This window comes from Arthrobacter sp. EpRS71 (genome assembly GCF_001512285.1).
In the GTDB taxonomy this organism is placed as follows: domain Bacteria; phylum Actinomycetota; class Actinomycetes; order Actinomycetales; family Micrococcaceae; genus Arthrobacter.
This window is the reverse complement of sequence record NZ_LNUV01000006.1, coordinates 1226849-1246968: the sequence shown is the minus strand read 5'-3', so window position 1 is coordinate 1246968 and position 20120 is coordinate 1226849. Positions and strand designations below refer to the sequence as shown.

Sequence of the window (20120 nt, the reverse complement as noted above, 5' to 3'; positions counted from 1 at the left end):
CATGTCCTTTAGTGATTCCTTGGCAAACCGCGTCCGCACCGTCGGGCGCGGTTTCGCCGTCACTGCTGCCGTCTGCGCGGCGGCGGGAGCAGCGGCAGCCGCTTACGGTTGGTGGGAGAAGGACCAATTCGAGGTCCGACACGAAAGCCTGCCCATTCTTCCGGAGGGCTCCAAGCCGATCCGCGTCCTGCACCTGAGCGACATCCACTTCGTACCGGGCCAGGACACGAAGACCCAGTGGCTGCGGTCGTTGGCAGATCTGAAGCCTGATCTTGTGGTCAATACGGGCGACAACCTGAGCCACGCCAAGGCCATCGATCCTCTGATCGAGGCACTGCGGCCGCTGATGGAGTTCCCGGGCGTTTTTGTTCCGGGTTCCAATGACTACTACGCCCCGCGGGTCAAGAACCCGGTGGGTTACTTCCGAGGTCCATCCAAGCCCAAGACCGAACCTATTCAACTGGACTGGCCTAAGCTCCGCTCGGCGTTCGGCATGGGTGGCTGGATCGACCTCACCAACCGTGCCCAGTCCGTGGTGTTGAACGGCTTGCGGTTCGACTTCTCCGGGGTTGATGATCCGCATCTGGGCCGTGAACGCTACGCAGGTTGGCCACGCGGTACCGTGAACCAGGACGCCCGCCCGCACCTGAAGGTGGCCGTCATTCACGCTCCGTACCAGCGCGTGCTGGACCATTTCACTGAGGCTGGAGCGGATCTCATCCTTGCCGGCCACACCCACGGCGGCCAAATCTGTGTCCCAGGCTTCGGTGCGCTCGTCTCCAACTGCGATCTCCCCAACTGGCGTGCCAAGGGTCTTCACGATTGGGAAAGCGATAGCTTCACGACGCCGGTAAACGTCTCCGGCGGTATCGGCACTTCCCGCTTCGCCCCGGTCCGCATCGCCTGCCGCCCGGAGGCAGTGCTGCTGACGCTCACGGCACGCAGCTAGAGACGCTCGATCAAAAGAGAAGGGGATCATTACGATCCCCAATAACTGGGTCAAACATTTCACCTACGCTGCGTTGCCCTGTGAAACGAATCACGCCATGGCATAGGGTAGTTGCTACGGGAAACTACCTCCGCACCATCTGAAGATCCAGCTGTTGAGAAGCGGGCATGTCCAAGCAAACGTCTTTCTTTACCTCCGTCGGCCGCCTGTACCCTCATGTGCGGCCCATCCTCCCCCGACTATTCATGGGCCTGATCTGCGCCCTGTTGGCCAGCATCGTTGCGCTGACCATTCCGCAGGTACTGCGGGTTCTTGTCAACAATTCGCTGCAGCCCGGCGGTTCCACGGACGCCGTCTGGATTGCCGCCGTCGTGATTCTTGCGTTGGGTATTGCTGAAGCGGGGCTGGTGGCGTTGCGCCGGCAGTTCGTGATCAACCCGGCCACCACGGTGGAAACCCGGATGCGCGTGACCCTGTACGGCCACTTGCAGCAGCTCACGGTGGCTTTCCACGATCGCTGGGGTTCCGGTCAGCTGCTGTCCCGCGCCATGACGGACCTGAGCTTCCTGCGCCGCTGGATGGCGTTCGGCGCCATCATGTTGGTGGTCACCACGCTAACGGTGATCATCGGTGTCGGCGTGATGTTCTCCATGAGCTGGCAGCTGGCGCTGATCTTCCTGGCAGCGGCCGTGCCGATCATGATCAACTCCTTCCGTTTCCGCCGCCGCTTCAGTTTGGTCACCCGCCTCAGCCAGGACCAAGCCGGGGATCTCGCCACCACCGTGGAGGAATCCGTCCACGGCATTCGCGTGCTGAAGGCTTTCGGCCGGAGCCGCGAAGCGCTGGAAAACTTCAACGGCCAGGCAGAGGAACTCCGCCAGACGGAGATCGCGAAGGCCAAGCAGCAAGCCGGCTTCACGCTGGTGGTCACGCTGCTGCCGGAGCTGGCCTTGGGCGTCGGGCTGGTGGTGGGCATCATGCTCGCCGCGAGCGGACAACTCAGCATCGGCGCTTTGGTGGCGTTCTTCGCAACAGCTGCTGTGGTGGCCACGCCGGTGGAATTCTCGGGCATGCTCCTGGCCATGGCGCTGACCGCCAAGACCGCCTTGGACCGCCACTTTGAGGTGATGGACACGGAGAACACCATTACCTCCCCGGACAAAGCCACGGTTCCGGAAATCGTGAAGGGCGCCTTGCGCTTTGAGCACGCAGGTTTCGGGTTCGACGACGGCGGGACCCTCCTCCACGACGTCACCTTGGACATCCACCCCGGCGAGACCATGGCCCTGGTGGGCATCACCGGCAGCGGCAAGAGCGCGCTGCTCCAACTGGTCCCCCGCCTGTACGACGTCACGTCCGGCGCGGTGACCATTGACGGCGTGGATGTCCGTGACTATGACATTGACGAACTCCGGAAGATTGTTGCTGTGGCGTTCGAGGACACCACCCTGTTCTCCAGCTCGGTACGGGACAACGTCCTTCTCGGAGCCCCGAATCCCAGCGACGCTGCCCTGGACGAAGCCTTGGACGTGGCACAGGCGCAGTTCGCGTACTCGTTGCCGGACGGCGTGGGCACGTTGATCGGCGAGGAAGGTTTGAGCCTGTCCGGTGGTCAGCGGCAACGCATCGCGCTGGCCCGCGCCATCGCCGCCAAGCCCAAGGTTCTGGTCCTCGACGATCCCCTGTCCGCTTTGGACGTCAATACGGAGGAACGCGTGGAGGCCCGTTTGCGGGAGGTCCTTCGTGAGACCACCACCCTGATCGTGGCGCACCGCCCTTCCACTGTGGCCTTGGCGGACCGGGTGGCGTTGCTCGAAAACGGGACCATCACCGCCGTCGGGACCCATACGGAACTGTTGGCCGGAAACGACCATTACCGCTACGTCATCGCCAGCCTGGACGCCGGTCCCAAGGACCTGGACACCGAACTGGACGAGCTCGAAGAAGCAGAGGAGGCCCGCCGGTGAGTACCGCAACGTTTGGAACCGCCAACGAGGACAACACACTCCTCACCAAGGCAGACAGCAAAGCCGTACGACGCCGGTCGCTCACCTTGCTTGCCTCGCTCATCCGTCCCGTGCGGCTGCGTTTCTGGCTGACGATTGTGATGGTGGTGGTCTCGCAGCTCACCCGGGTTGCCGGGCCTGCGCTGATCGCCTTTGGCATCGATAACGCCCTTCCTGCACTGCAGGCTGGCGACAACGGGCCGTTGGTACTGGCTGGCTCCCTCTACCTGGCGGCGGCGATCGCCACGGCTGGAATGACTGCGTTGTACGTGACCTCCACTGCCCGGCTCAGCCAGGCCATGCTGCTGGATCTGCGCTTGCGGGTCTTCCGGCATACCCAGCGGTTGAGCCTGGAGTTCCACGAGAAGTACACCTCTGGCCGCATCATTGCCCGGCAAACCTCGGACCTTGAAGCGCTGCGCGAACTGCTGGATTCCGGCGTGAGTTCCTTGGCGTCGGGCATGCTGTTCATGGTGTTCACCGCTGTCACCATCTTCGCGCTCGATTGGCGCAGTGGTTTGATTGTCCTCGCCGCCGGTGTGCCCATGTTCTTCCTTGCCCGCTGGTACCAGAAGCATTCACAGATCGCATTCCGTGAATCCCGCGTGGTGTCCGCGCGCTTGATCGTGCACTTTGTGGAGACCATGACCGGTATCCGTGCAGTGAAGGCGTTCCGCAAAGAGCGCGAGAATGCCTCCCGGTACGGCGAGCTGGCTGAGGACTACCGCAAGAACACCGTCCGCTCCATCAACCTGAACGGCATCTTCCAGCCCGGCCTGGTGCTGATCGGCAATGTTTGTGTGGCCGTTGTGCTGCTGTTTGGCGGCTTCAGGGTTCTGGACGGCGACCTGGCTGTCGGCGTGCTGCTGGCACTCATCCTGTCCACGAAGCGCTTCTTCCAGCCCGTGGATCAGATGGCCATGTTCTACAACTCTTTCCAGAGCGCCCAGGCCGCACTGGAAAAGGTGTCCGGACTTCTTGAGGAAATACCCACCGTCCGTCCTCCGAAGAACGCCGTCGCTTTGAAGAGCTCACGCGGCGAAATCGACTTCAAGGGCGTGGAGTTCGGCTACAGCGACGGCAAAGTGGTGGTTCCCACGCTGGACCTGCACATTCCGGCCGGGCAAACCATTGCCTTGGTGGGCCAGACAGGTGCCGGCAAGTCGACATTGGCCAAGCTCGTGGCCCGCTTCTATGACGTCACGTCCGGGGCCATCACCCTGGACGGGATCGACCTCCGGGACCTCTCCACCACCGACCTCCGGCGCGCCGTGGTGATGGTGACGCAAGAAGCCTTCCTCTTCAGCGGCTCCGTGGCGGACAACATTGCCCTCGGCAGGCCCGAGGCTTCGCGGTCCGAGATCGAGGCCGCCGCCGCAGCAGTGGGAGCCCACGAGTTCATCATGAGCCTCCCCGAAGGCTACGACACGGACGTCAACAAGCGCGGTGGCCGGGTGTCTTCCGGTCAACGCCAACTCATCGGCTTCGCCCGCGCGTTCCTGGCAGCACCGGCTGTGCTGATTCTGGACGAGGCGACGTCCTCCTTGGACATCCCCTCTGAACGCATGGTGCAGCAGGGACTATCCAATCTCCTGGAGGGAGTAGCCGGCGGAAGGGGAGCTCGGACGGCCATCATCATCGCCCACCGTCTCTCAACCGTCGAGACGGCCGACAGGGTTCTTGTGGTCCACGACGGCCGAATTGTGGAGGATGGGACTCCCGCTGACCTGATCAGCGGTGGTGGCCGGTTTGCCCAGCTGCACGGGGCGTGGCGGGACTCGTTGGTCTAGCTCCTCCCGGCCGTAGTCTGTGAGCAGCGACACCCACTCCCCGATTTCGCATCACGGGACGTTTCGGCTATTCTTGAACAGTTGCTTTCGCAGCGGATCGGGATGTAGCGCAGCTTGGTAGCGCGCTTCGTTCGGGACGAAGAGGTCGCAGGTTCAAATCCTGTCATCCCGACCAGAGTCGCTTTATTCGAACCATGGTTTGAGTAGACCGACTTTAGTTTGAACAACAGAGATGGCGTCGAGAAATCGGCGCCATTTTTGATATCCGGGAATCGCCGGGCAAGTACCCCTGAATCGCCCGAGAACGGTCCTATTTGGGACGATTGGGACGATCCTGGAACAGATACCGCCCGTGGCGTTTTGGACGACCGGAAGGCCGTCTGTGCGGCGAAGATGTCATCAAACGGTTCGTTGAGGTCCAAGCCAACCGCGCCGTCTTGATAGACAAAGAATCGCAAGAAGAAGGATTCGTTGAGGAGCCTCCGAATCTTGTCCGTCGCCTTCTCGTAGTACGCCTTCGGGTCGGCAATCTGGTCGAGTGCCTTAGAAAGCAGCTGGCCGCCTACGGCAATCTCTTCACCAATATTGGCGAGACTGTCTTCAATGCGGGAACGCTGAACGCGTAGCTCATGCATCTTCTCGCGCACCTTCGACGCAGGCAGGATGCCGTCAGCGGCAACATCGACGAGACGACTCTCTTTGGCTTCGACTTCCTTCAGTTGATTGGTGTACCTCGCATACATCTCCTTGATGTCCTTCTGTTCACCCAGGAGGGCCTCTTCTAGTCGCCTGCGCACATCCTGTTTGAAGTCCTCGTCGAGAACAAGTCGGCTGTAAGAGTCCGCCACACTGTCCTCGACGAGATAAGCCGGCAGATACGGAAGATCGCACTTGCCCTCCTGACGAGCCCGGCAAAAGAAGTATTCGTGAATGGTGCCGCCTCTCCCCTTCGCCTCCGTGTAGATGACGCGGCTCTGTCGGCCAAGCTTGAGACACTTGCCGCAGTAGAGCATGCCCTTGAGGAAGTGGTTGTGGATACGGTCACGCGAGCCCGCACCACTCCGGGAGCTCAAAATATCTTGCACTTGATCGAATAGGTCTTGGCCGATGATCGGCTCATGCCGTCCTGGATACGCATCGCCCTTGTAGATGACATACCCGACGTAGTATGGGTCTTTCAGCATCTGGTGCAGCTTGCTGGCCGAAACGGGCCCTTCGGGGAATCGGGCTGTCCGGCGGTTGGTCAAGCCAATATCCGCCATCGTTGCTTCCAGCTGCTCGATCGAATATCGCCCGGTAGCGTACAGTTCAAAGGCTTTGAGGACGAGCGGTGCCCTTGTTTCGTCCAGCCCAACACTGTTGATCATCCGCCCGTCGATGTCCTTGCGGATGTTGAGATACCCGAGCCGAGCCTTGCCCAACGTGCCGCCATTGACTGCTTTGTTGCGCATCTTGATGCGAATGTCTTCACCGCTCAGTTGGTTCTGCACCTGGTTCATGGTGTCAGTGACTGCTTCCATTGCTTCGGCGTAGGTACCCTCACCAAAGTCCTCACGTGCAGATAGCAAACGCACGCCGAGCTTATCGAGATGACGCCGCGTAATCGCTGCATCGGTGAAATTACGGAAGGCCCGCGAGCGGGCGTAGACGATCACGTAGTCAACGTCGCGGTTGTTTTGTAGGAACCGTAGAAGGGCTTGAAACACCGTGCGCTTCTCGATGGTCTGAGCGGAGACGCCCGGCTCAACGAATTCCTCGATGATGTCAACGGAAAGTTCCCCGCCTACTACTAACCCGCGTCCCGTAGAACTTGAACCTCGCCGAAGATCCCAGCCTCGACAGAGCAGCAAGTCAGAGGGACTAGTTCTTGCACTGTCCTAGCAGGAAAATCCGGGCGGTGTCGTAGCTGCAACCGACCTGCTTGGCGATCTTGCGAATGATCATCCCCTGCTTACGAAGTCGAAGAATCTCCTTCTCCTTGGCGGGAGTAAGACCGCGAGGCCTGGCGCCGACACCATGCTCAGCAAGCAGGCGGAGGAATGTTGACTTCGCGATGCCGCGTTCGCGAGCTCATTTCGCCGGCTTGGTAGCGGGCGACGAGTTGTGCCAGCTCTTCCATTGTGAAGCGGTCGGTGAGGCAGTATCTCTGAGTCTTGCGCGTTGCCTGATGCGGTCGCGGCTTTGCAAGCCCCGAGTCCATCCGCTGCAGGGCGGCCGCGATAGCCGTCATCTGCTCGATTCTAGGGCCACTTTGGTTCGAGTAACATCCTAGGACCTCGACCAATTGATACCTTGGAACGCTTACTTGAAACGGGACTGCTGCACGGATAGGTGACAGTGGTTAGTCACGCTGCCAGTGTGGCCGGCGTGTTCATGATGGACTCGTATTCGATCGGGGTCAAACGGCCGAGCGCGGATTGGCGTCTGCGGCGGTGGTAGGTGCGTTCGATCCAGGTCACGATCGCGATCCTCAAGTCCTCCCTGGTAACCCAGAAACGCCGGTCCAGGACGTTCTTTTGCAGCAGAGCGAAGAACGATTCCATCGCAGCATTGTCCCCGCACGCCCCGACCCGGCCCATCGACCCGGTGATGCCATGACGATTCAGGGCATGGACAAGTTTCCGGCTCCGAAATTGAGACCCGCGATCGGTATGCAGAATGCAGCCGGTCACGTCACCGCGTCGGGCGACCGCACTGTTCAGTGCTGCCACGGCCAGGCGGGACTTCATCCGTGAGTCGATGGAGTAGCCGACAATCCTGTTGGAGTAAACATCCTTGACCGCGCACAGGTAGAGCTTGCCTTCGGCGGTGGCGTGTTCAGTGATGTCCGAGAGCCACAACTGGTTGGGACCCTCGGCGGTGAATTCGTGCCGGGTCCGGCCTTTGCTGTCGGTCACCGCGCACAGGTCATCGTGGACCGGAGGACCAGCCTTCTTGGATTTGCCGCGTTTCTTCCCAAAGACCGACCACCAGCCGTTGTCCGCGCAGATCCGCCACGCGGTCCGCTCAGACATCGGCTCGCCTGAGGTGCGGGCTTCATCGACCAGGAAGCGGTACCCGAACTCGGGGTCGTCCCGGTGGGCATTGAACAGAGCATTGGCCCGGTAGGCCTGCCCGTACTCGGCGTCGGTGACCGGGTTGGCCAGCCAGCGGTAGTAAGGCTGGCGGGCGATCTTCAGCACCCGGCACGTCACCGTGACGGGAATACCGTCGCACGTCTTGGTCTTGGACGAGCGGGTAGCTCATTTTCCCGGCAGATGAGCCTGAGAGAAATATGCCGCCGCCCGGCGCAGAACCTCAACCTCCTGCTCCAAGGTCCTAATCCGCCGCTTCGCGGCCGCGAGTTCGGCGGCCTGCTCACCTTTGATCCCCGGACGGTTCCCCGCCTCAACCTCGGCCTTTTTCATCCACCCGTACAACGTCGTGAAGTGGATCCCGAAATCCTTCGCGACCTGGGCCAGCTCAACCCCGGGCTCGCGATTCAACGCGACCCGGACAACATCATCCCGGAATTCCTTAGGGTACGGCTTGGTCATAGTAGACATCCTTCCAGCCCAGTCCCATTGACTAGGCACAACAGATGTCACCTATCCGTGCAGCAGACCCTTTTTTGTTTGGGCCGTTAAGTTAGCAGCGCCAGAAAGGCTCGTGATATATTATCAGAATATGGGAAGAGACTTAATATTATACCCTAAGCATGCGAGCAAAGCTGAGTTAGTATCTTTCATTAAGTCCTTCGACAAGATACAGCCCAGTAGTCATCTGTGGGATTGGCCAAAAGGCACGATGCATTTTTCCTGGTTTGATGATACAGACTACAGGTCCACTACTGGCGTAGAGATAACAATCTACCCAGTTCGCGACAGCGAAAGAAGCTTAAGTAGTAGCGAGTGGGCAATACATGTACGGAACACGTACTCCGCCACGTGGCACGATGTGGCGATGTTAAATAGGATTCTTCGCACAGGACGTAAGAAGTTTGGTGGTGACATATTTGGAGATTACGGCAAAAATAGATATGCGCCATTGTGGGATGATACCTCTACTCCCATAAGTAGAGGTTTTTCCTGGGTCTACAGCATGGCTCATAACAACATAGGAGCAATTTCGCATGCTCTACCTGGTGAGTTAGATGTCCCAAAAGGCGATGCAAAACTAGAAAGCCTGATCAAGTCAATTGATCCATCTCGAGTTATTTATAATGGACTCGTACCCTTCCTTGTATCCGTTCTCGAATTTTATCTTAAAAATATCCTTATCATAGCACTCAAGTACGATTCAAACGCGCAGCACATGATTACTGATCTTAGGCGAGAAGTAAGCCCCATAGCCCTACGGGACGAAAAGAGCCCAGAGGAGTTAATTGCCGATAGCATCTCATTTCAGGATCTGCGTAATGTTAAAAAGGCCTTTAGAAAGTGGCTCAATGTAGATATAAAGAAGCCTCTGACTCCGTCTGAAACAGCATCTGAGGAATCTTTATGGCGGCGCTTGGACGATCTCATTAAGTACCGTCACGATATTATTCACCGCATGGGCGTAGATCGAAGCTTTAGCCGCACCGACTTCTTAAATCAGGCCCAACTAATAGAAGAATCGCTCGATCTGCTGCTAAAAACTTTGGCTGATAAGTATCAGATTGATATCGAGCAAATCAAAGATTAATGTTCGAATTGGGTGTTTGGCTGTGATACACCGCTCCGAGACCTCAGGTCATTCAAACCTCGTAGCCACCTGTCCAGTGTTGCGGTTCACGATGCGGACCACCGCCATCACCGCCACCGCGGCGAGCAGAATACTAAGCCCAACGACTACGTAGTACGACGGATCGGGCCAAGTGATCGTTCGTCTGCCGCTCGTAGCACTGGCCACGAGCATCCAGGCAACGAAGAAGCCGAGCCCAATGCACCCACCGAGGACTGTGACAAGCGGCAGTGCGGCCTCTGCCACAATAACTCGACGGATCACGGCCGAAGGCATTCCCATCAGCCGAAGCAGTCCGAACGCTCGTTTCCTGTCGAGAATACTCGCCGTTGTCGATACCGCCAGCGAGACGATCGAGATTAATGCGGCAATCAGAATGGCGAGGTTGGCAAGGCTGGCGTACTTATATGCGATCGTCAGTACATCAGCACTTGCCTGTTCGAGCCGTGTTGACGGCGCGGTGTAGAAGCTGATTGGCCCCGTGATGGCAGCCGTCCGAGCTGCTTCGAGGGCGGTGAGCGTACCATCTGTGGCAATCGTAAGAGCTACCGGATGGAGCTTGCTTGGATCCGCCACATCGTACGCTCGCGTCTTTGCTGCCGCTCCGGTGAGGTAGAAGTTGTTAACCCCGATATAAGGGGAGGTCGACGTCGCGGGTAGGCCAGCAGACGGAGCATCCGCTACCAGAAAGAACATATCGGGCTCCCCTTCGTACACGTAGCCGACACCGACGCTTTCGACCCCTGGCACCTCGCTGAGTGTCCGTACGACGCCGCGAACCTCCTCTGCGTCAGGGGCAGGAGGAAAGACCATTCGAGCGACGAGCGTAGTTAACGGCAGATGTTCGGCGTCGTCCACAGGCGCCGCCTCGCGGGCAACGCTCGTGACTCCTGCTGCAAACAGTGAAACAGTGAAGACAGCAATCACCAACCCGCTAACGGACCGAAAGGTCTTCCGGGGATGCAGTCGGATTCGGTTCATAGCAACCACACCAGAAGCCGTTGAGGAATACCTGGCCAGGAAGCGACTCGCCCAGTAGGTCGTGATAGGGCCGCCGGTGATCACGCCGATCAACACCAGCAGAAAGCCGCCGATTATTAGAACGTCACCGCGGGGCAAAGGGCGCTCCTGAAGACTGGCAATGGTCGCTATCACCATGATGGACAGTCCGATGACCATCGGAAGCGCACCCCAAAACCGCGGCCTCTTCTCGCGCCGCTGGCGGCTAGCGCCGACCGGCCCGATTCCAGCGCGCAAAGCGCGGACCCACGACGTCGCCACGGCCGCCATCACCGTCACAATCACGATGGCGAGAGCTGACACCAGGTCAATGCGCAAATCGTGTACGAAGAACGATGTACCGTCGATCACGACGTGAGCCACCAGCGGTGCCATGAGCCACGCACCTAATACTCCCGCTACCGCACCGATCACAGCCGATATGCCGATTTCGACAGCAGCAATCCCGGCGACGGTTCGAGGGCTGGCCCCAATTAGCTGTAGCGTCGCGAATCGCTCGGCGCGGGCCACTGCGCCGAGTTCGGATACGACGCCGATCAGCAGCAATACGGGAGTAAGGAGCGCAATGCCACCGACGACCGCCAGAGTACGGTATGCAGCACCGGCAAAAGTCGTGCCATCAAAATCAGTTATCGCAACGGCTGGCTTGCCACTCAGCATCGCATTGACAGGCTGCCCCACGACAGCGACAAGCGAATCGGGGCCAGCCAACGCGCTATCCTCAATAATCCCCGCGCGAGCCCCGTAGCGCGCGCCGAGTTGCTCGGCTGGGGTCGCGTCTATAAGTCGAGCCAGCGCTGGCGAAGCAAGATATGTTCCAGGACTAGGCGCGTGCTTGATTCCTGGGATGGTCACATGGGCGGTCGGCGTAGCCGCCATATCAACACGCGTGATTGTTCGGCCGTCAAAATAGTCCAACTCCGTACCGGCAGCGATTTGATCATCTGTCAATGCTGCACCTGCACGAACCGGGGCGAGCGATCCCCCGGAACTCAGTGCTGTCCACGTTGAACGTTCGCTCCGTGTTGCCAAACCATTGGCCGCGCCTACCAACAATGCCAAGAGCATGACACCAACACCGACGCCGGCTGCAATGCCTAAGAGACGCCATCGCGAGCTCCGGTCGCCGGCTGCCACCAACCAGCTCAACGCTAAAAAGTTCATGCGCTGACGCCTTGGATGGCCTGACCAGCTCGCATACGACCGTCCCTGACAATCACCTCGCGGTCGGCATACGACGCCGTTCGGGCGTCGTGAGTGATGATCACAACCGCTGTGCCAGTTGTTCGCGCGATCTTTGTCAGCATAGTCATCACATTCTCCGCCGCTAATGAATCCAGCGAGCCGGTGGGCTCGTCCGCGAAGACGACCTTCGGGGAGGTGACGAGTGCACGAGCAATGGCAACGCGCTGCGCCTGCCCACCAGAAAGTTCAGTCGGGAGCTTATCGCCATGCTCGCCAAGCCCCAGCCATCCGAGCCACTCCTTCGCCTGCTTGATTGCTTTTCGGCGCGGAACCTTGGCAAGAAGCAAAGGAATCGTGATGTTGTCGAGAGCTGACAGATCGGGAAGCAACTGACCAAACTGAAACACGAACCCAAATTCTTTCAATCGTAGCTTGGCTCGGTCCGCTTCGTTACGACTGCTAATCGCCTCTCCGCAGTACTCGACCACACCCTCATCCGGAGCAAGGACTCCCGCCAGTACGTGCAATAGCGTCGATTTTCCTGATCCCGACGGCCCCATGACTGCGACAATTTCTCCCGCTGAGATCTCCATATCGACGCCGCGGAGGGCCTCGGTCTGGCCGAAAGTTTTGCGAATGCCTTCGGCTCGCAAGATCACCCGTCGCTCGCCTCCGTCTGCTCGTGGTGACGCAGAACCCAGTTGTTTTGATGACCCAATACTCATGCCAGCACCTCCTCTCGTAATTGCGCTAAGCGATGCTCCGTCATGTCTATCCAGCGGAGATCCGCCTCGATGTGAAACAACGCCAGGTCGTACATCAAGACGTGCATTAAGTCAGCCTCAAGCTTGAGCCGGGTGAGCTCTCGCATACGCAACATGTGCTCTGCCCTTTGGCCATCCAACACTCGGACCGCATCGTCGTTTCTCAGTAGGGCGATCACAGTCTTAGCAAAGATGTCACTCTGCAGGTACTCCGATGGCACTTCCGGGGTAAACATCCAAGTGGATAAGCGATCTTTACCCGTCGAGGTCACTTCATAGCGTTTCCGCTCAGGACCGGCCCCGGACTCCTCGCCCGCGGCGAGTATTAAACCGTCTCGGACAAGCCGAGCAAGCACTGCATACACCTGGCCATAAGCCAGCGGCTTACGAATTCCAAAGAACCGGTCGTACGACTGCTTCAGGTCGTATCCATGGCTCGGTCCTGTCGTAAGCAGGCCTAGTAGGGCGTGTGTGCTATCCATAAGCCCTGACTATACACTGAGTGTATAGACAGGTAAACCCGCTTACCCATGTAATTTTTACAATGCCCAGAGCCCTACCCGACGTCAGCGACAGCTAACTAGTGCTGGTCGCCAAGAGGAACTTTCTCGCCGTGTCGTAGCTGCAACCAACTTGCACCGCGATCTTCCGGATGATCAATCCCTGCTTCCTTAGTCGGAGAATTTCTCGTTCCTTGGCTGGGGTCAGTCCTCGAGGTCTAGTGTCAATGCCATGCTCGGCAAGCAGGCGCAGGAAGCTCGACTTGGCGATGCCGTTTTCGCGAGCCAACGTGGTGCTCATTTCGCCAGCCTGGTAGCGGGCGACAAGCTGCGCCAGCTCCTCGGCCGTGAAGCGATCGGATAGTCGGTACCGCTGAGTCTTGCGGACCGCCTGCTGTGGACGTGGCTTGATCTGACCAGCGTCCATCCGCTTCAGTGTGGCGGCGATGGTCGTCATCTGCTCGATTTTGTGGCAGCTTTGGTTCGAGTAACATCCTAGGACCTCGACCAAACACGAAAATGGCGTCGAGAAATCGGCGCCATTTTTCGTTTTTCATCAACTTATCGCAGATAATCGGCAGCATATGTGTGCCTACAGCCCCGACTCCGCCGGCGGGAACAGTGCCGCGCTCTGGCCTTACGCGGCACACCTGTCAACACTTGGCGCATACGTGACGGTGCCGGACATGCTGGGGTATGGCAGGACTGAAACGGCCCAGCCAGGTCAGATTCGCTACCAGCACTGGCGGCAACTCCTCATTGACCTTGTCCGCAAAGAGCACGACGAACGTCCGCTCGTGATCATGGGCGCCAGCATGGGTGGCATGCTGGCCTACGACACAGCAGCGGCAACGGGTCTTGCCTCGCAGGTGGTGGTCACGTGCCTTCTCGACCCACGTGAGCACGCAGTCCGCCAGCGCCTCACGTGGCATCCTGCCCTGGCGCGCATAGCATCTCCTGCCCTGAAGGCAGCTGTCGGGCCTGTGGCAAAGGTCCGTCTTCCGCTGAGGTGGATCGCCGATATGCGACACATTGCAAACCATCCCGGCTTGGTGAAGCAGGTTTTGACGGACCCCGGCGGAGGTGGCGGACGGCTACCTTTGGGCTGGATGCGAAGCTACCTGGAGTCATCGCCGCTTGTGGAACCGGAACACTTCGCTCAAACGCCGGTACTTATGGTCCATCCGGGCCAGGACCGATGGACTCCTTTGGAAATCAGTCAGCCATTCTTCAACCGGATCGCGGCCGCGAAGTCACTCATCGTCTTGGAGAACTGCGGCCACTTCCCCACCGAGGGCCCCGGATTTACGCAGATGCTTGACGCCGTACAGGACGTGGTCAACAGCCTACGACAACGGGGAAAATGAGGCCGTTCCTCCACGATCCTCTTGGTCGTCGGCGCCGCCTATCTCATCCACGCCGCGCACCTGTGCAGGCGACACGCACGTCCGGGCAGCCCCACCCCATTTCCGGTTTCGGAGAATTCGAGTGTCGCCAATGCACACCGCAATAAGGGCATAAAGAAACCCCGGAGCATCGCTCGTCACGCTCCGGGGTTTCTTTTACTACAATTGTTTTACATAGGGTCAGGCCAGTTACCGATGGACATCGTGGTGATGGTCGTCTCGGCCTTGTCCTTCTTGGGCACCGTGGTGGTGGTGGACCGCATAGGGTCCGGCCAGTTACCAATGGCGCTTACGGTGCTGGAATCTGCTGCGGGGGCAGCGGAGACAACACCGGGAGCCGCAACCGCGAACGTCAGTGCGCCCGCCACGGCCACTGAAGCAATAATTTTCTTGAACATGATGATGTACCCCAATGCGAGTCGGATTCGTTACGGAAATTGCACGGTCCCTGTTGACATACATTGTAAAATGTTTTCCACAGAGACTGTCAAGGTTTTGGTCAAAAGACACCTGTAGGAGGGACCCGTGGGAAACGGATTCGGCGAGAAGCTACGTGCCGAACGGCTCGAACGTGGGTTAACGCAGGCGGAGCTCGGCAAGAACCTGTACTCACCGAGCTATATTTCGCTGCTTGAAACGGGCCGCCGCGAGCCCACGGCCGAGGTCATCGAGGAGCTCGCCCGCCGTCTGGAGCTGGCGCCGAAGGCACTTGAAGCGTGGAGCCAACCCGTTTCCGTGAGCGACGCCGAGTACGTCCTCGCCGGCCTGTACGCCCGGCAGGCATGGGACCTCCGCGACTATCAACTCGCCGCCAGCCACGCAGCAACAGCAGCGCAGATCGCTCTTGAGGCCAAGAACAACAGTGCCTGGTGGAACATGACGTACATGCAGGCTGAGTGCGTGATGAAGCAAGGGCAGCTCAAGGAATGCCAGCAAATTGTTGAGCATCTCCTGGAACACCCCATGGCCACTGAATCCGCCGGCTTGGGAGTGCGCGCCTGGCAGATGCTTGCCGCGGTGTGTCACGGACAAGGTCAGCTGGCCACCGCCGTCGAGCATGCCAAGCAAGCCGTCAAGCTCAGCGAGCAACTGCCCAAGGGTTCCACGCTCATCATCGGTGCGCACCGCGCGCTGATCGGTGCTCTTGCCGAGAGCGGCAAGTTGGACGAGGCCTGGCAGTATTGCCTGGCCATGATCGAGCACATGGACGAGCACTCCATGTCGCAGCTGGCCGGCGAAGTGGCTTGGGTGGTGGGCAACGTCGCCTTCATGCGCCACGACTATATAGAGGGCATCAAGCACCACGAGCGCGCAGCCAAGCTCCTCTCCCCCGCCAACGACATTGAACTCTGGGCACGCTTCAACAAGGCGTCGGCAGCTGTTCGACTGTCCTCCGGGATTGTGGAACCGGAAACGTTGTCCGCCATTGAGCGTGCGGAACTCGCGCTGTCCATTGTGGGCGGGAACAAGACAGACCAGCTGGAGGTCGCGTTCATCCGTGCCCGCTGGCTCTACCTGACCGGGGACATCCCTGCGGCCGTGGAGAAACTCCGCGAAATCTACGCAGACCGCAAGGTGTTGGCCCGGCACACCGCCGGTGAAGTGTCGCTGCTGCTGGGCAAGTCCTTGAAAGCAGCAGGGGAAGCCGCTGAGGCTCTCCAATTCCTGGAAGAGGCCCAGCACGACTTCAGCGCGGCGGGAGCCTCGGACCGGGTGCAGCAGGCCATGGACGCTGTACTGGAGATCCGTCTTGCCGAGCGCCGGGCCGCTGCAACCCACCCGGAACACTCTCAGGCCTGATCAACCCAAGTAGGTAGCAGTTCAGGCCGTTCTGAGGGCTCATAACGACCTGAACTGCGACCCAGTTGGGTTCCTTTAGGCGAAGGTGCGGCCCGTGAGCTTTTCGTACGCTTCGACGTAGCGGGCACGGGTGCGCTCCACGACCTCGGCGGGAAGAGCCGGCGGCGGGGTGTCCGAGGACTTGTCCCAACCCGACTCGGCCGAGGTCAGCCAATCACGGACGTACTGCTTGTCATACGAAGGCTGCGACTGACCCGGAGCATACGTGGATGCATCCCAGAAACGTGAAGAGTCCGGGGTGAGGACCTCATCACCCAGCGTGATCACGCCAGTGGCTGCGTCGATGCCGAACTCCACCTTGGTGTCAGCCAGGATGATGCCTCGTTCGCGGGCGATCTCCTCGGCGCGGGTGTAAATCTTCAGGGTGAGCTCACTGAGGCGGGCAGCGATGTCGTCGCCCACCATGGCCACAACGTCGTCATAGGTGATGTTGACGTCGTGCTCGCCCACTTCGGCCTTGGCAGAAGGCGTGAAGAGTGCCTTTTCCAAGCGCGAACCATCAACCAGGCCCTCGGGCAGCGGGATGTCGCAGACCGTGCGGGATTCCTTGTACTCAGCCAGGCCGGAGCCGGTGAGGTAGCCGCGTGCGATGCATTCCACCGGGAACATGTCCAGCTTCTTGCAGATCATGGCCCGGCCCTCGACGGCGGCAGGAACGCCACCTTCCACCGTGGACGCCAGCACGTGGTGCTCAACGTCCAACTGATCGAACCACCACAGGCTCAACTGCGTCAGGACCCGGCCCTTGTCCGGGATCTCGCTGCTCAGCACGTGATCGTAGGCGCTGATGCGGTCACTGGCCACCACCAGGACGCATTCCTGGCCGATCTTTTCCGTGATGGCTTCGTCGGCCGGGACGTAGAGATCACGGACCTTGCCGGAATAGACGTGCGTCCAGCCCGGAAGGTCCAGAGTTTCGGTGTCGAAGCCGCCGGTGGGGATGCCCTCAGTCATGCTCAAGCCTGCACTTTCGGGATGGTTCCGGTTGCGGTGTACGGCACGCGGATTTCGCCGCGAGCGGCCTTGCCTCCGATGTCCGTACGGAACTGTGAGCCTTCAAGCTGAACCAGCTCCACGCCGTCGTACGCCTTTTCGCGGGCCTCCACCAGATCGGAACCAAGCGCGACCACCGCGAGGACGCGGCCACCAGCGGAGACCACCTTGCCTTCGTCGTCCAGCTTGGTGCCGGCGTGGACCACGTGAACGCCGTCCAGCTCGTCAATCTTCTTCAGACCGCGGATGCGGTCACCGGTGCGGGGCGCGTCCGGGTAGTTTTCGGCAGCGACGACGACGGCGACTGCCGTGTCCTTGGACCAGCGCAGCTCTTCTGCGGTGTCCAGTTCGCCCTTGGCAGCTGCCAGCAGCAGCGCACCGAGCGGAGTCTTGAGGCGCGCCAGGACGGCCTGGGTCTCGGGGTCGCCGAAGCGGACGTTGAACTCGATGACGCGTGTGCCGCGGGACGTCAGGGCGAGGCCGCAGTACAGCACGCCGATGAAGGGGGTGCCGCGGCGGGCCATCTCGTCCACGGTGGGCTGGGCCACGCGGTCGATGACTTCCTGGGCCAGGCCCTCGGGAGCCCATTCGAGCGGGGTGTATGCGCCCATGCCGCCGGTGTTGGGGCCTTCATCGTTGTCGAAGATGCGCTTGAAGTCCTGTGCCGGGGACAGCGGCACAGTAGTGCGGCCGTCACACAGGACAAACAGGGAGACCTCGGGGCCGTCGAGGAACTCTTCGATCACCACGGTTCCGCCGGCGTCGAAGCAGGCCTGTGCGTGTGCCAGCGCTTCGTCGCGGTCCTTGGTGACCACCACGCCCTTGCCGGCGGCCAGGCCATCGTCCTTGACGACGTGCGGGGCGCCGAAGGTGTCCAGGGCGTCTGCAGCTTCCTCGGCGTTAGTGGCAACCCGCGCCATGGCCGTGGGAACGTTGGCTTCAGCCATGATCTGCTTGGCGAAGGCCTTGGAAGCCTCCAGCTGGGCTGCTTCCTTGCTCGGACCGAACACCGGAATGCCGGCTTCGCGGACGGCGTCGGAAACACCGGCGGCGAGGGGCGCCTCGGGGCCCACCACCACCAGGTCCACGCCCAGCTTGGTGGCGAGGGCGGACACGGCTTCCGGGTTGTTCCCGTCAATCGCGTGGGTGGGAACAAGTTTGCTGATTCCCGCGTTGCCCGGGGCCGCGTGGACCTCGGAAACGTTCGGATCTTCAAGCAGAGAGCGGACAATGGCGTGTTCGCGGCCGCCTGGGCCAATGACGAGTACCTTCACAGTCCTCAAGGGTACTTTGTGAAGGGCGAGCAGCCTAAGCTGTGTCATTCACCGGACCCCATGTGCACGGGAGTCCGCGTGCATGGGATGTGCACGGGATCACGCGCGCGGGCGCGCGTGTGACGCGCGTATGACCGGGAACCACCCGGCCGCGCCCCTAGACTTGACTGTATGCCCACAAGTTCGCATGAAACGTTCAACGTTGAGTCCGCGGTGGAACTGGCAGTGATCGAACGAAGTGGCTTTATTGAGTCCCGGCACATCGGCGCGGCCGTGGTTCTTTCCGGTGACGGCTCGGTGGTCACCCGTCTTGGTGACATCGACGCCCCAGTCCTCGCCCGCTCCACCCTCAAACCCTTCCAAGCGCTGGCTTCCATGCAATCCGGGGTACCCCTCCGCGGCGCGCAAGTTGCTGTGGCTTGCGGAAGTCACACTGGCTCCCTGGACCATATGGACATTGTTGAGGGGATGCTCAAAGCAGCGGGCGTGAAGGAAGAGAACCTCCAATGCCCCACGGCCTGGCCCCAGGACGAAACGGCCCGCAACTGGCTGGTGCGGTCAGAGCGCGGACAGTCCAAGCTGGCTTTCAATTGCTCCGGCAAGCACGCGGCATTCCTCTGGGCCTGCACCGAGAACAGCTGGGACCTGCGCAGCTACCTTGAGCCCAACCACCCGCTCCAGCAGCGTGTTCGCTCGGTGATCGAGGAATACAGCGGCGAAACGATCTCGCATCTGGGCATCGACGGTTGCGGCGCACCTGTTGCCGCCATCTCGCTGACCGGCCTCGCCCGCGCCTACTCCCGCTTGGCCAAGTCCCCGGGAGACAAATCATCCAACGCGCGTGCCGCCACCATCGCCACGTCCATGCTCGACTACCCCTGGGCCGTCCAAGGCAAGGGCGAGTCCAACACGATCGTCATGGAAGAACTCGAGGTCCTGGCGAAAATCGGGGCTGAAGGGGTTCTGGTCCTGGCAACACCCACCGGCGCAACCGTGGCCGTGAAGATGCTGGACGGGAACCTGCGAGCCACGTCCTTGGTTGGACTGACTCTCCTGGCCGTGAGTGGCGCCGTGGACATCCCGGCGGTTTCCAGCGTCCTGGAACGGGTGGTTGAGCCCGTACTCGGCGGCGGCCACGAGGTTGGCAAGATCAGGCTGGGCCACGCCGTCTCCGCCCTGCTGAACTAGGACTTCTGAGGAGAACACCCATGGCCGTCGCACGTCGCCGCGTCAACCTTGAGGAAGGCCGCGCCGCACTGGCAGCCTGGCAGGCCGCCGTCGAGCCTTCCGGCAGTGCCGGTGAGCCGGGCAGCGGCGCCGGGACACCGCCGTCGCGCTCTTTAATTGCGACGGCGGTGCGCTACTCCCTGGAGGAAGTCACCGCCCGCGCACCCGGCAATTCGGTGGAGGTTCGGGTGCCGCCGTTTGGAGTCACCCAATGCGTGGAGGGGCCCCGTCACACGCGCGGAACTCCCCCGAACGTGATCGAGTGCGACGCCGCCACGTGGCTTTCGTTGGTGACCGGCAGGATGTCGTGGGCGGACGCTGTTTCGAACCACCAGCTGGCAGCGTCCGGATTGCGCGCAGACCTTTCCGAACTGTTGCCCCTCTAATCGAGTTTTTGTACAGCTAATGCCCCTAAGACCAGGTCTTAAGGGCATTAGCTGTA

Annotated in this window: 17 protein-coding genes, 1 tRNA gene and 2 pseudogenes; 10 read left to right on the top strand and 10 right to left on the bottom strand. The window is 60.4% G+C overall.

Features of this window, described 5'->3' with window-relative positions; all coding sequences use genetic code 11:
• The first annotated feature begins 1 nt into the window (after window position 1).
• The 5 genes from AR689_RS16090 (at window position 2) to AR689_RS23140 (ending at window position 5530) form a co-directional block, all read left to right on the top strand.
• Window positions 2-949: a metallophosphoesterase gene (locus AR689_RS16090; RefSeq protein WP_062071728.1), complete on the top strand. Its 948-nt coding sequence runs from the start codon at window positions 2-4 to the stop codon at window positions 947-949.
• 167 nt (window positions 950-1116) lie between these two features.
• Window positions 1117-2916 carry an ABC transporter ATP-binding protein gene (locus tag AR689_RS16085; RefSeq protein ID WP_062071727.1) on the top strand — a complete coding sequence of 600 codons (1800 nt, stop codon included), beginning with the start codon at window positions 1117-1119 and terminating at the stop codon, window positions 2914-2916.
• A complete protein-coding gene (locus AR689_RS16080) occupies window positions 2913-4745 on the top strand; it encodes an ABC transporter ATP-binding protein (RefSeq protein ID WP_062071725.1) in 1833 nt (610 codons plus the stop codon). The genes AR689_RS16085 and AR689_RS16080 overlap by 4 nt, the downstream gene beginning before the upstream one ends.
• 98 nt (window positions 4746-4843) lie before the next feature.
• A tRNA-Pro gene (locus tag AR689_RS16075) sits at window positions 4844-4920 on the top strand.
• 454 nt (window positions 4921-5374) lie between these two features.
• Window positions 5375-5530 carry a hypothetical protein gene (locus tag AR689_RS23140; protein WP_156424623.1) on the top strand — a complete coding sequence of 52 codons (156 nt, stop codon included), beginning with the start codon at window positions 5375-5377 and terminating at the stop codon, window positions 5528-5530.
• Between the two features lie 336 nt (window positions 5531-5866).
• Here AR689_RS23140 and AR689_RS23785 read toward each other — a convergent pair.
• The 3 genes and pseudogenes from AR689_RS23785 to AR689_RS16055 form a co-directional block, all read right to left on the bottom strand.
• Window positions 5867-6595 (bottom strand): annotated as a pseudogene (locus AR689_RS23785) (recombinase family protein); the annotation flags it as partial.
• A gap of 10 nt (window positions 6596-6605) precedes the next feature.
• The gene (locus AR689_RS23780) at window positions 6606-6776 is read right to left on the bottom strand and encodes a helix-turn-helix domain-containing protein (protein WP_353611615.1); all 171 of its coding nucleotides are present in this window, start codon (window positions 6774-6776) and stop codon (window positions 6606-6608) included.
• Window positions 6777-7090: 314 nt separating this feature from the next.
• A pseudogene (locus tag AR689_RS16055) lies at window positions 7091-8281 on the bottom strand (IS3 family transposase).
• 406 nt (window positions 8282-8687) lie between these two features.
• On the opposite strand from AR689_RS16055, the gene AR689_RS16045 reads away from it, so the two are divergent.
• Complete coding sequence (locus AR689_RS16045) at window positions 8688-9410, top strand: HEPN domain-containing protein (RefSeq protein WP_156424622.1); 723 nt, start codon at window positions 8688-8690, stop codon at window positions 9408-9410.
• Window positions 9411-9458: 48 nt separating this feature from the next.
• Here the strand turns inward: AR689_RS16045 and AR689_RS16040 are convergent, their stop codons facing one another.
• The 4 genes from AR689_RS16040 to AR689_RS16025 all read right to left on the bottom strand — a co-directional run bounded on the left by AR689_RS16040 (window position 9459) and on the right by AR689_RS16025 (window position 13375).
• The gene (locus AR689_RS16040; protein ID WP_062071712.1) at window positions 9459-11633 is read right to left on the bottom strand and encodes an ABC transporter permease; all 2175 of its coding nucleotides are present in this window, start codon (window positions 11631-11633) and stop codon (window positions 9459-9461) included.
• Window positions 11630-12379 carry an ABC transporter ATP-binding protein gene (locus AR689_RS16035; protein ID WP_062071710.1) on the bottom strand — a complete coding sequence of 250 codons (750 nt, stop codon included), beginning with the start codon at window positions 12377-12379 and terminating at the stop codon, window positions 11630-11632. Before AR689_RS16035 ends, AR689_RS16040 begins: the two co-directional genes overlap by 4 nt.
• Complete coding sequence (locus AR689_RS16030) at window positions 12376-12900, bottom strand: PadR family transcriptional regulator (protein ID WP_062071708.1); 525 nt, start codon at window positions 12898-12900, stop codon at window positions 12376-12378. Before AR689_RS16030 ends, AR689_RS16035 begins: the two co-directional genes overlap by 4 nt.
• A 94-nt stretch (window positions 12901-12994) precedes the next feature.
• A complete protein-coding gene (locus AR689_RS16025; RefSeq protein ID WP_156424621.1) occupies window positions 12995-13375 on the bottom strand; it encodes a hypothetical protein in 381 nt (126 codons plus the stop codon).
• 127 nt (window positions 13376-13502) lie between these two features.
• Between AR689_RS16025 and AR689_RS16020 the strand changes: the two genes are divergently transcribed.
• Window positions 13503-14285, top strand: coding sequence for an alpha/beta hydrolase (locus tag AR689_RS16020; protein WP_062071704.1), 783 nt, complete (start codon window positions 13503-13505; stop codon window positions 14283-14285).
• Window positions 14286-14494: 209 nt separating this feature from the next.
• On the opposite strand, the gene AR689_RS16015 is transcribed toward AR689_RS16020, so the two are convergent.
• Complete coding sequence (locus tag AR689_RS16015) at window positions 14495-14722, bottom strand: hypothetical protein (RefSeq protein WP_062073841.1); 228 nt, start codon at window positions 14720-14722, stop codon at window positions 14495-14497.
• A 127-nt stretch (window positions 14723-14849) separates the two neighbouring features.
• Between AR689_RS16015 and AR689_RS16010 the strand changes: the two genes are divergently transcribed.
• Window positions 14850-16124 carry a helix-turn-helix domain-containing protein gene (locus AR689_RS16010; protein WP_062071702.1) on the top strand — a complete coding sequence of 425 codons (1275 nt, stop codon included), beginning with the start codon at window positions 14850-14852 and terminating at the stop codon, window positions 16122-16124.
• A gap of 75 nt (window positions 16125-16199) precedes the next feature.
• On the opposite strand, the gene AR689_RS16005 is transcribed toward AR689_RS16010, so the two are convergent.
• Together AR689_RS16005 and purD are read right to left on the bottom strand one after the other, a co-directional pair.
• Window positions 16200-17138, bottom strand: a complete 939-nt coding sequence (locus AR689_RS16005) for a phosphoribosylaminoimidazolesuccinocarboxamide synthase (protein ID WP_062071700.1) — start codon at window positions 17136-17138, stop codon at window positions 16200-16202.
• Window positions 17139-17140: 2 nt separating this feature from the next.
• Window positions 17141-18499, bottom strand: coding sequence for a phosphoribosylamine--glycine ligase (purD, locus tag AR689_RS16000; protein ID WP_197412906.1), 1359 nt, complete (start codon window positions 18497-18499; stop codon window positions 17141-17143).
• Between the two features lie 123 nt (window positions 18500-18622).
• Here purD and AR689_RS15995 point away from each other — a divergent pair, with 123 nt between their 5' ends.
• Entirely contained in the window at window positions 18623-19639 is a 1017-nt protein-coding gene (locus AR689_RS15995) for an asparaginase (RefSeq protein ID WP_062071696.1), read from the top strand.
• 20 nt (window positions 19640-19659) lie between these two features.
• On the top strand, window positions 19660-20064 hold the full coding sequence (locus AR689_RS15990; RefSeq protein WP_062071694.1) for a sterol carrier family protein: 405 nt from the start codon (window positions 19660-19662) through the stop codon (window positions 20062-20064).
• The last annotated feature ends 56 nt before the right edge of the window (window positions 20065-20120 follow it).

Bases quoted from the DNA above. Each gene is read 5' to 3' on its own strand.
- AR689_RS16090 (WP_062071728.1), top strand. From the start codon at position 2: ATGTCCTTTAGTGATTCCTTGGCAAACCGCGTCCGCACCGTCGGGCGC.
- AR689_RS16085 (WP_062071727.1), top strand. From the start codon at position 1,117: ATGTCCAAGCAAACGTCTTTCTTTACCTCCGTCGGCCGCCTGTACCCT.
- AR689_RS23140 (WP_156424623.1), top strand. From the start codon at position 5,375: ATGCATCTTCTCGCGCACCTTCGACGCAGGCAGGATGCCGTCAGCGGC.
- AR689_RS16045 (WP_156424622.1), top strand. From the start codon at position 8,688: ATGTTAAATAGGATTCTTCGCACAGGACGTAAGAAGTTTGGTGGTGAC.
- AR689_RS16040 (WP_062071712.1), bottom strand. From the start codon at position 11,633: ATGAACTTTTTAGCGTTGAGCTGGTTGGTGGCAGCCGGCGACCGGAGC.
- AR689_RS16035 (WP_062071710.1), bottom strand. From the start codon at position 12,379: ATGAGTATTGGGTCATCAAAACAACTGGGTTCTGCGTCACCACGAGCA.
- AR689_RS16030 (WP_062071708.1), bottom strand. From the start codon at position 12,900: ATGGATAGCACACACGCCCTACTAGGCCTGCTTACGACAGGACCGAGC.
- AR689_RS16025 (WP_156424621.1), bottom strand. From the start codon at position 13,375: ATGACGACCATCGCCGCCACACTGAAGCGGATGGACGCTGGTCAGATC.
- AR689_RS16020 (WP_062071704.1), top strand. From the start codon at position 13,503: ATGTGTGCCTACAGCCCCGACTCCGCCGGCGGGAACAGTGCCGCGCTC.
- AR689_RS16015 (WP_062073841.1), bottom strand. From the start codon at position 14,722: ATGTTCAAGAAAATTATTGCTTCAGTGGCCGTGGCGGGCGCACTGACG.
- AR689_RS16005 (WP_062071700.1), bottom strand. From the start codon at position 17,138: ATGACTGAGGGCATCCCCACCGGCGGCTTCGACACCGAAACTCTGGAC.
- purD (WP_197412906.1), bottom strand. From the start codon at position 18,499: ATGACACAGCTTAGGCTGCTCGCCCTTCACAAAGTACCCTTGAGGACT.
- AR689_RS15995 (WP_062071696.1), top strand. From the start codon at position 18,623: ATGCCCACAAGTTCGCATGAAACGTTCAACGTTGAGTCCGCGGTGGAA.
- AR689_RS15990 (WP_062071694.1), top strand. From the start codon at position 19,660: ATGGCCGTCGCACGTCGCCGCGTCAACCTTGAGGAAGGCCGCGCCGCA.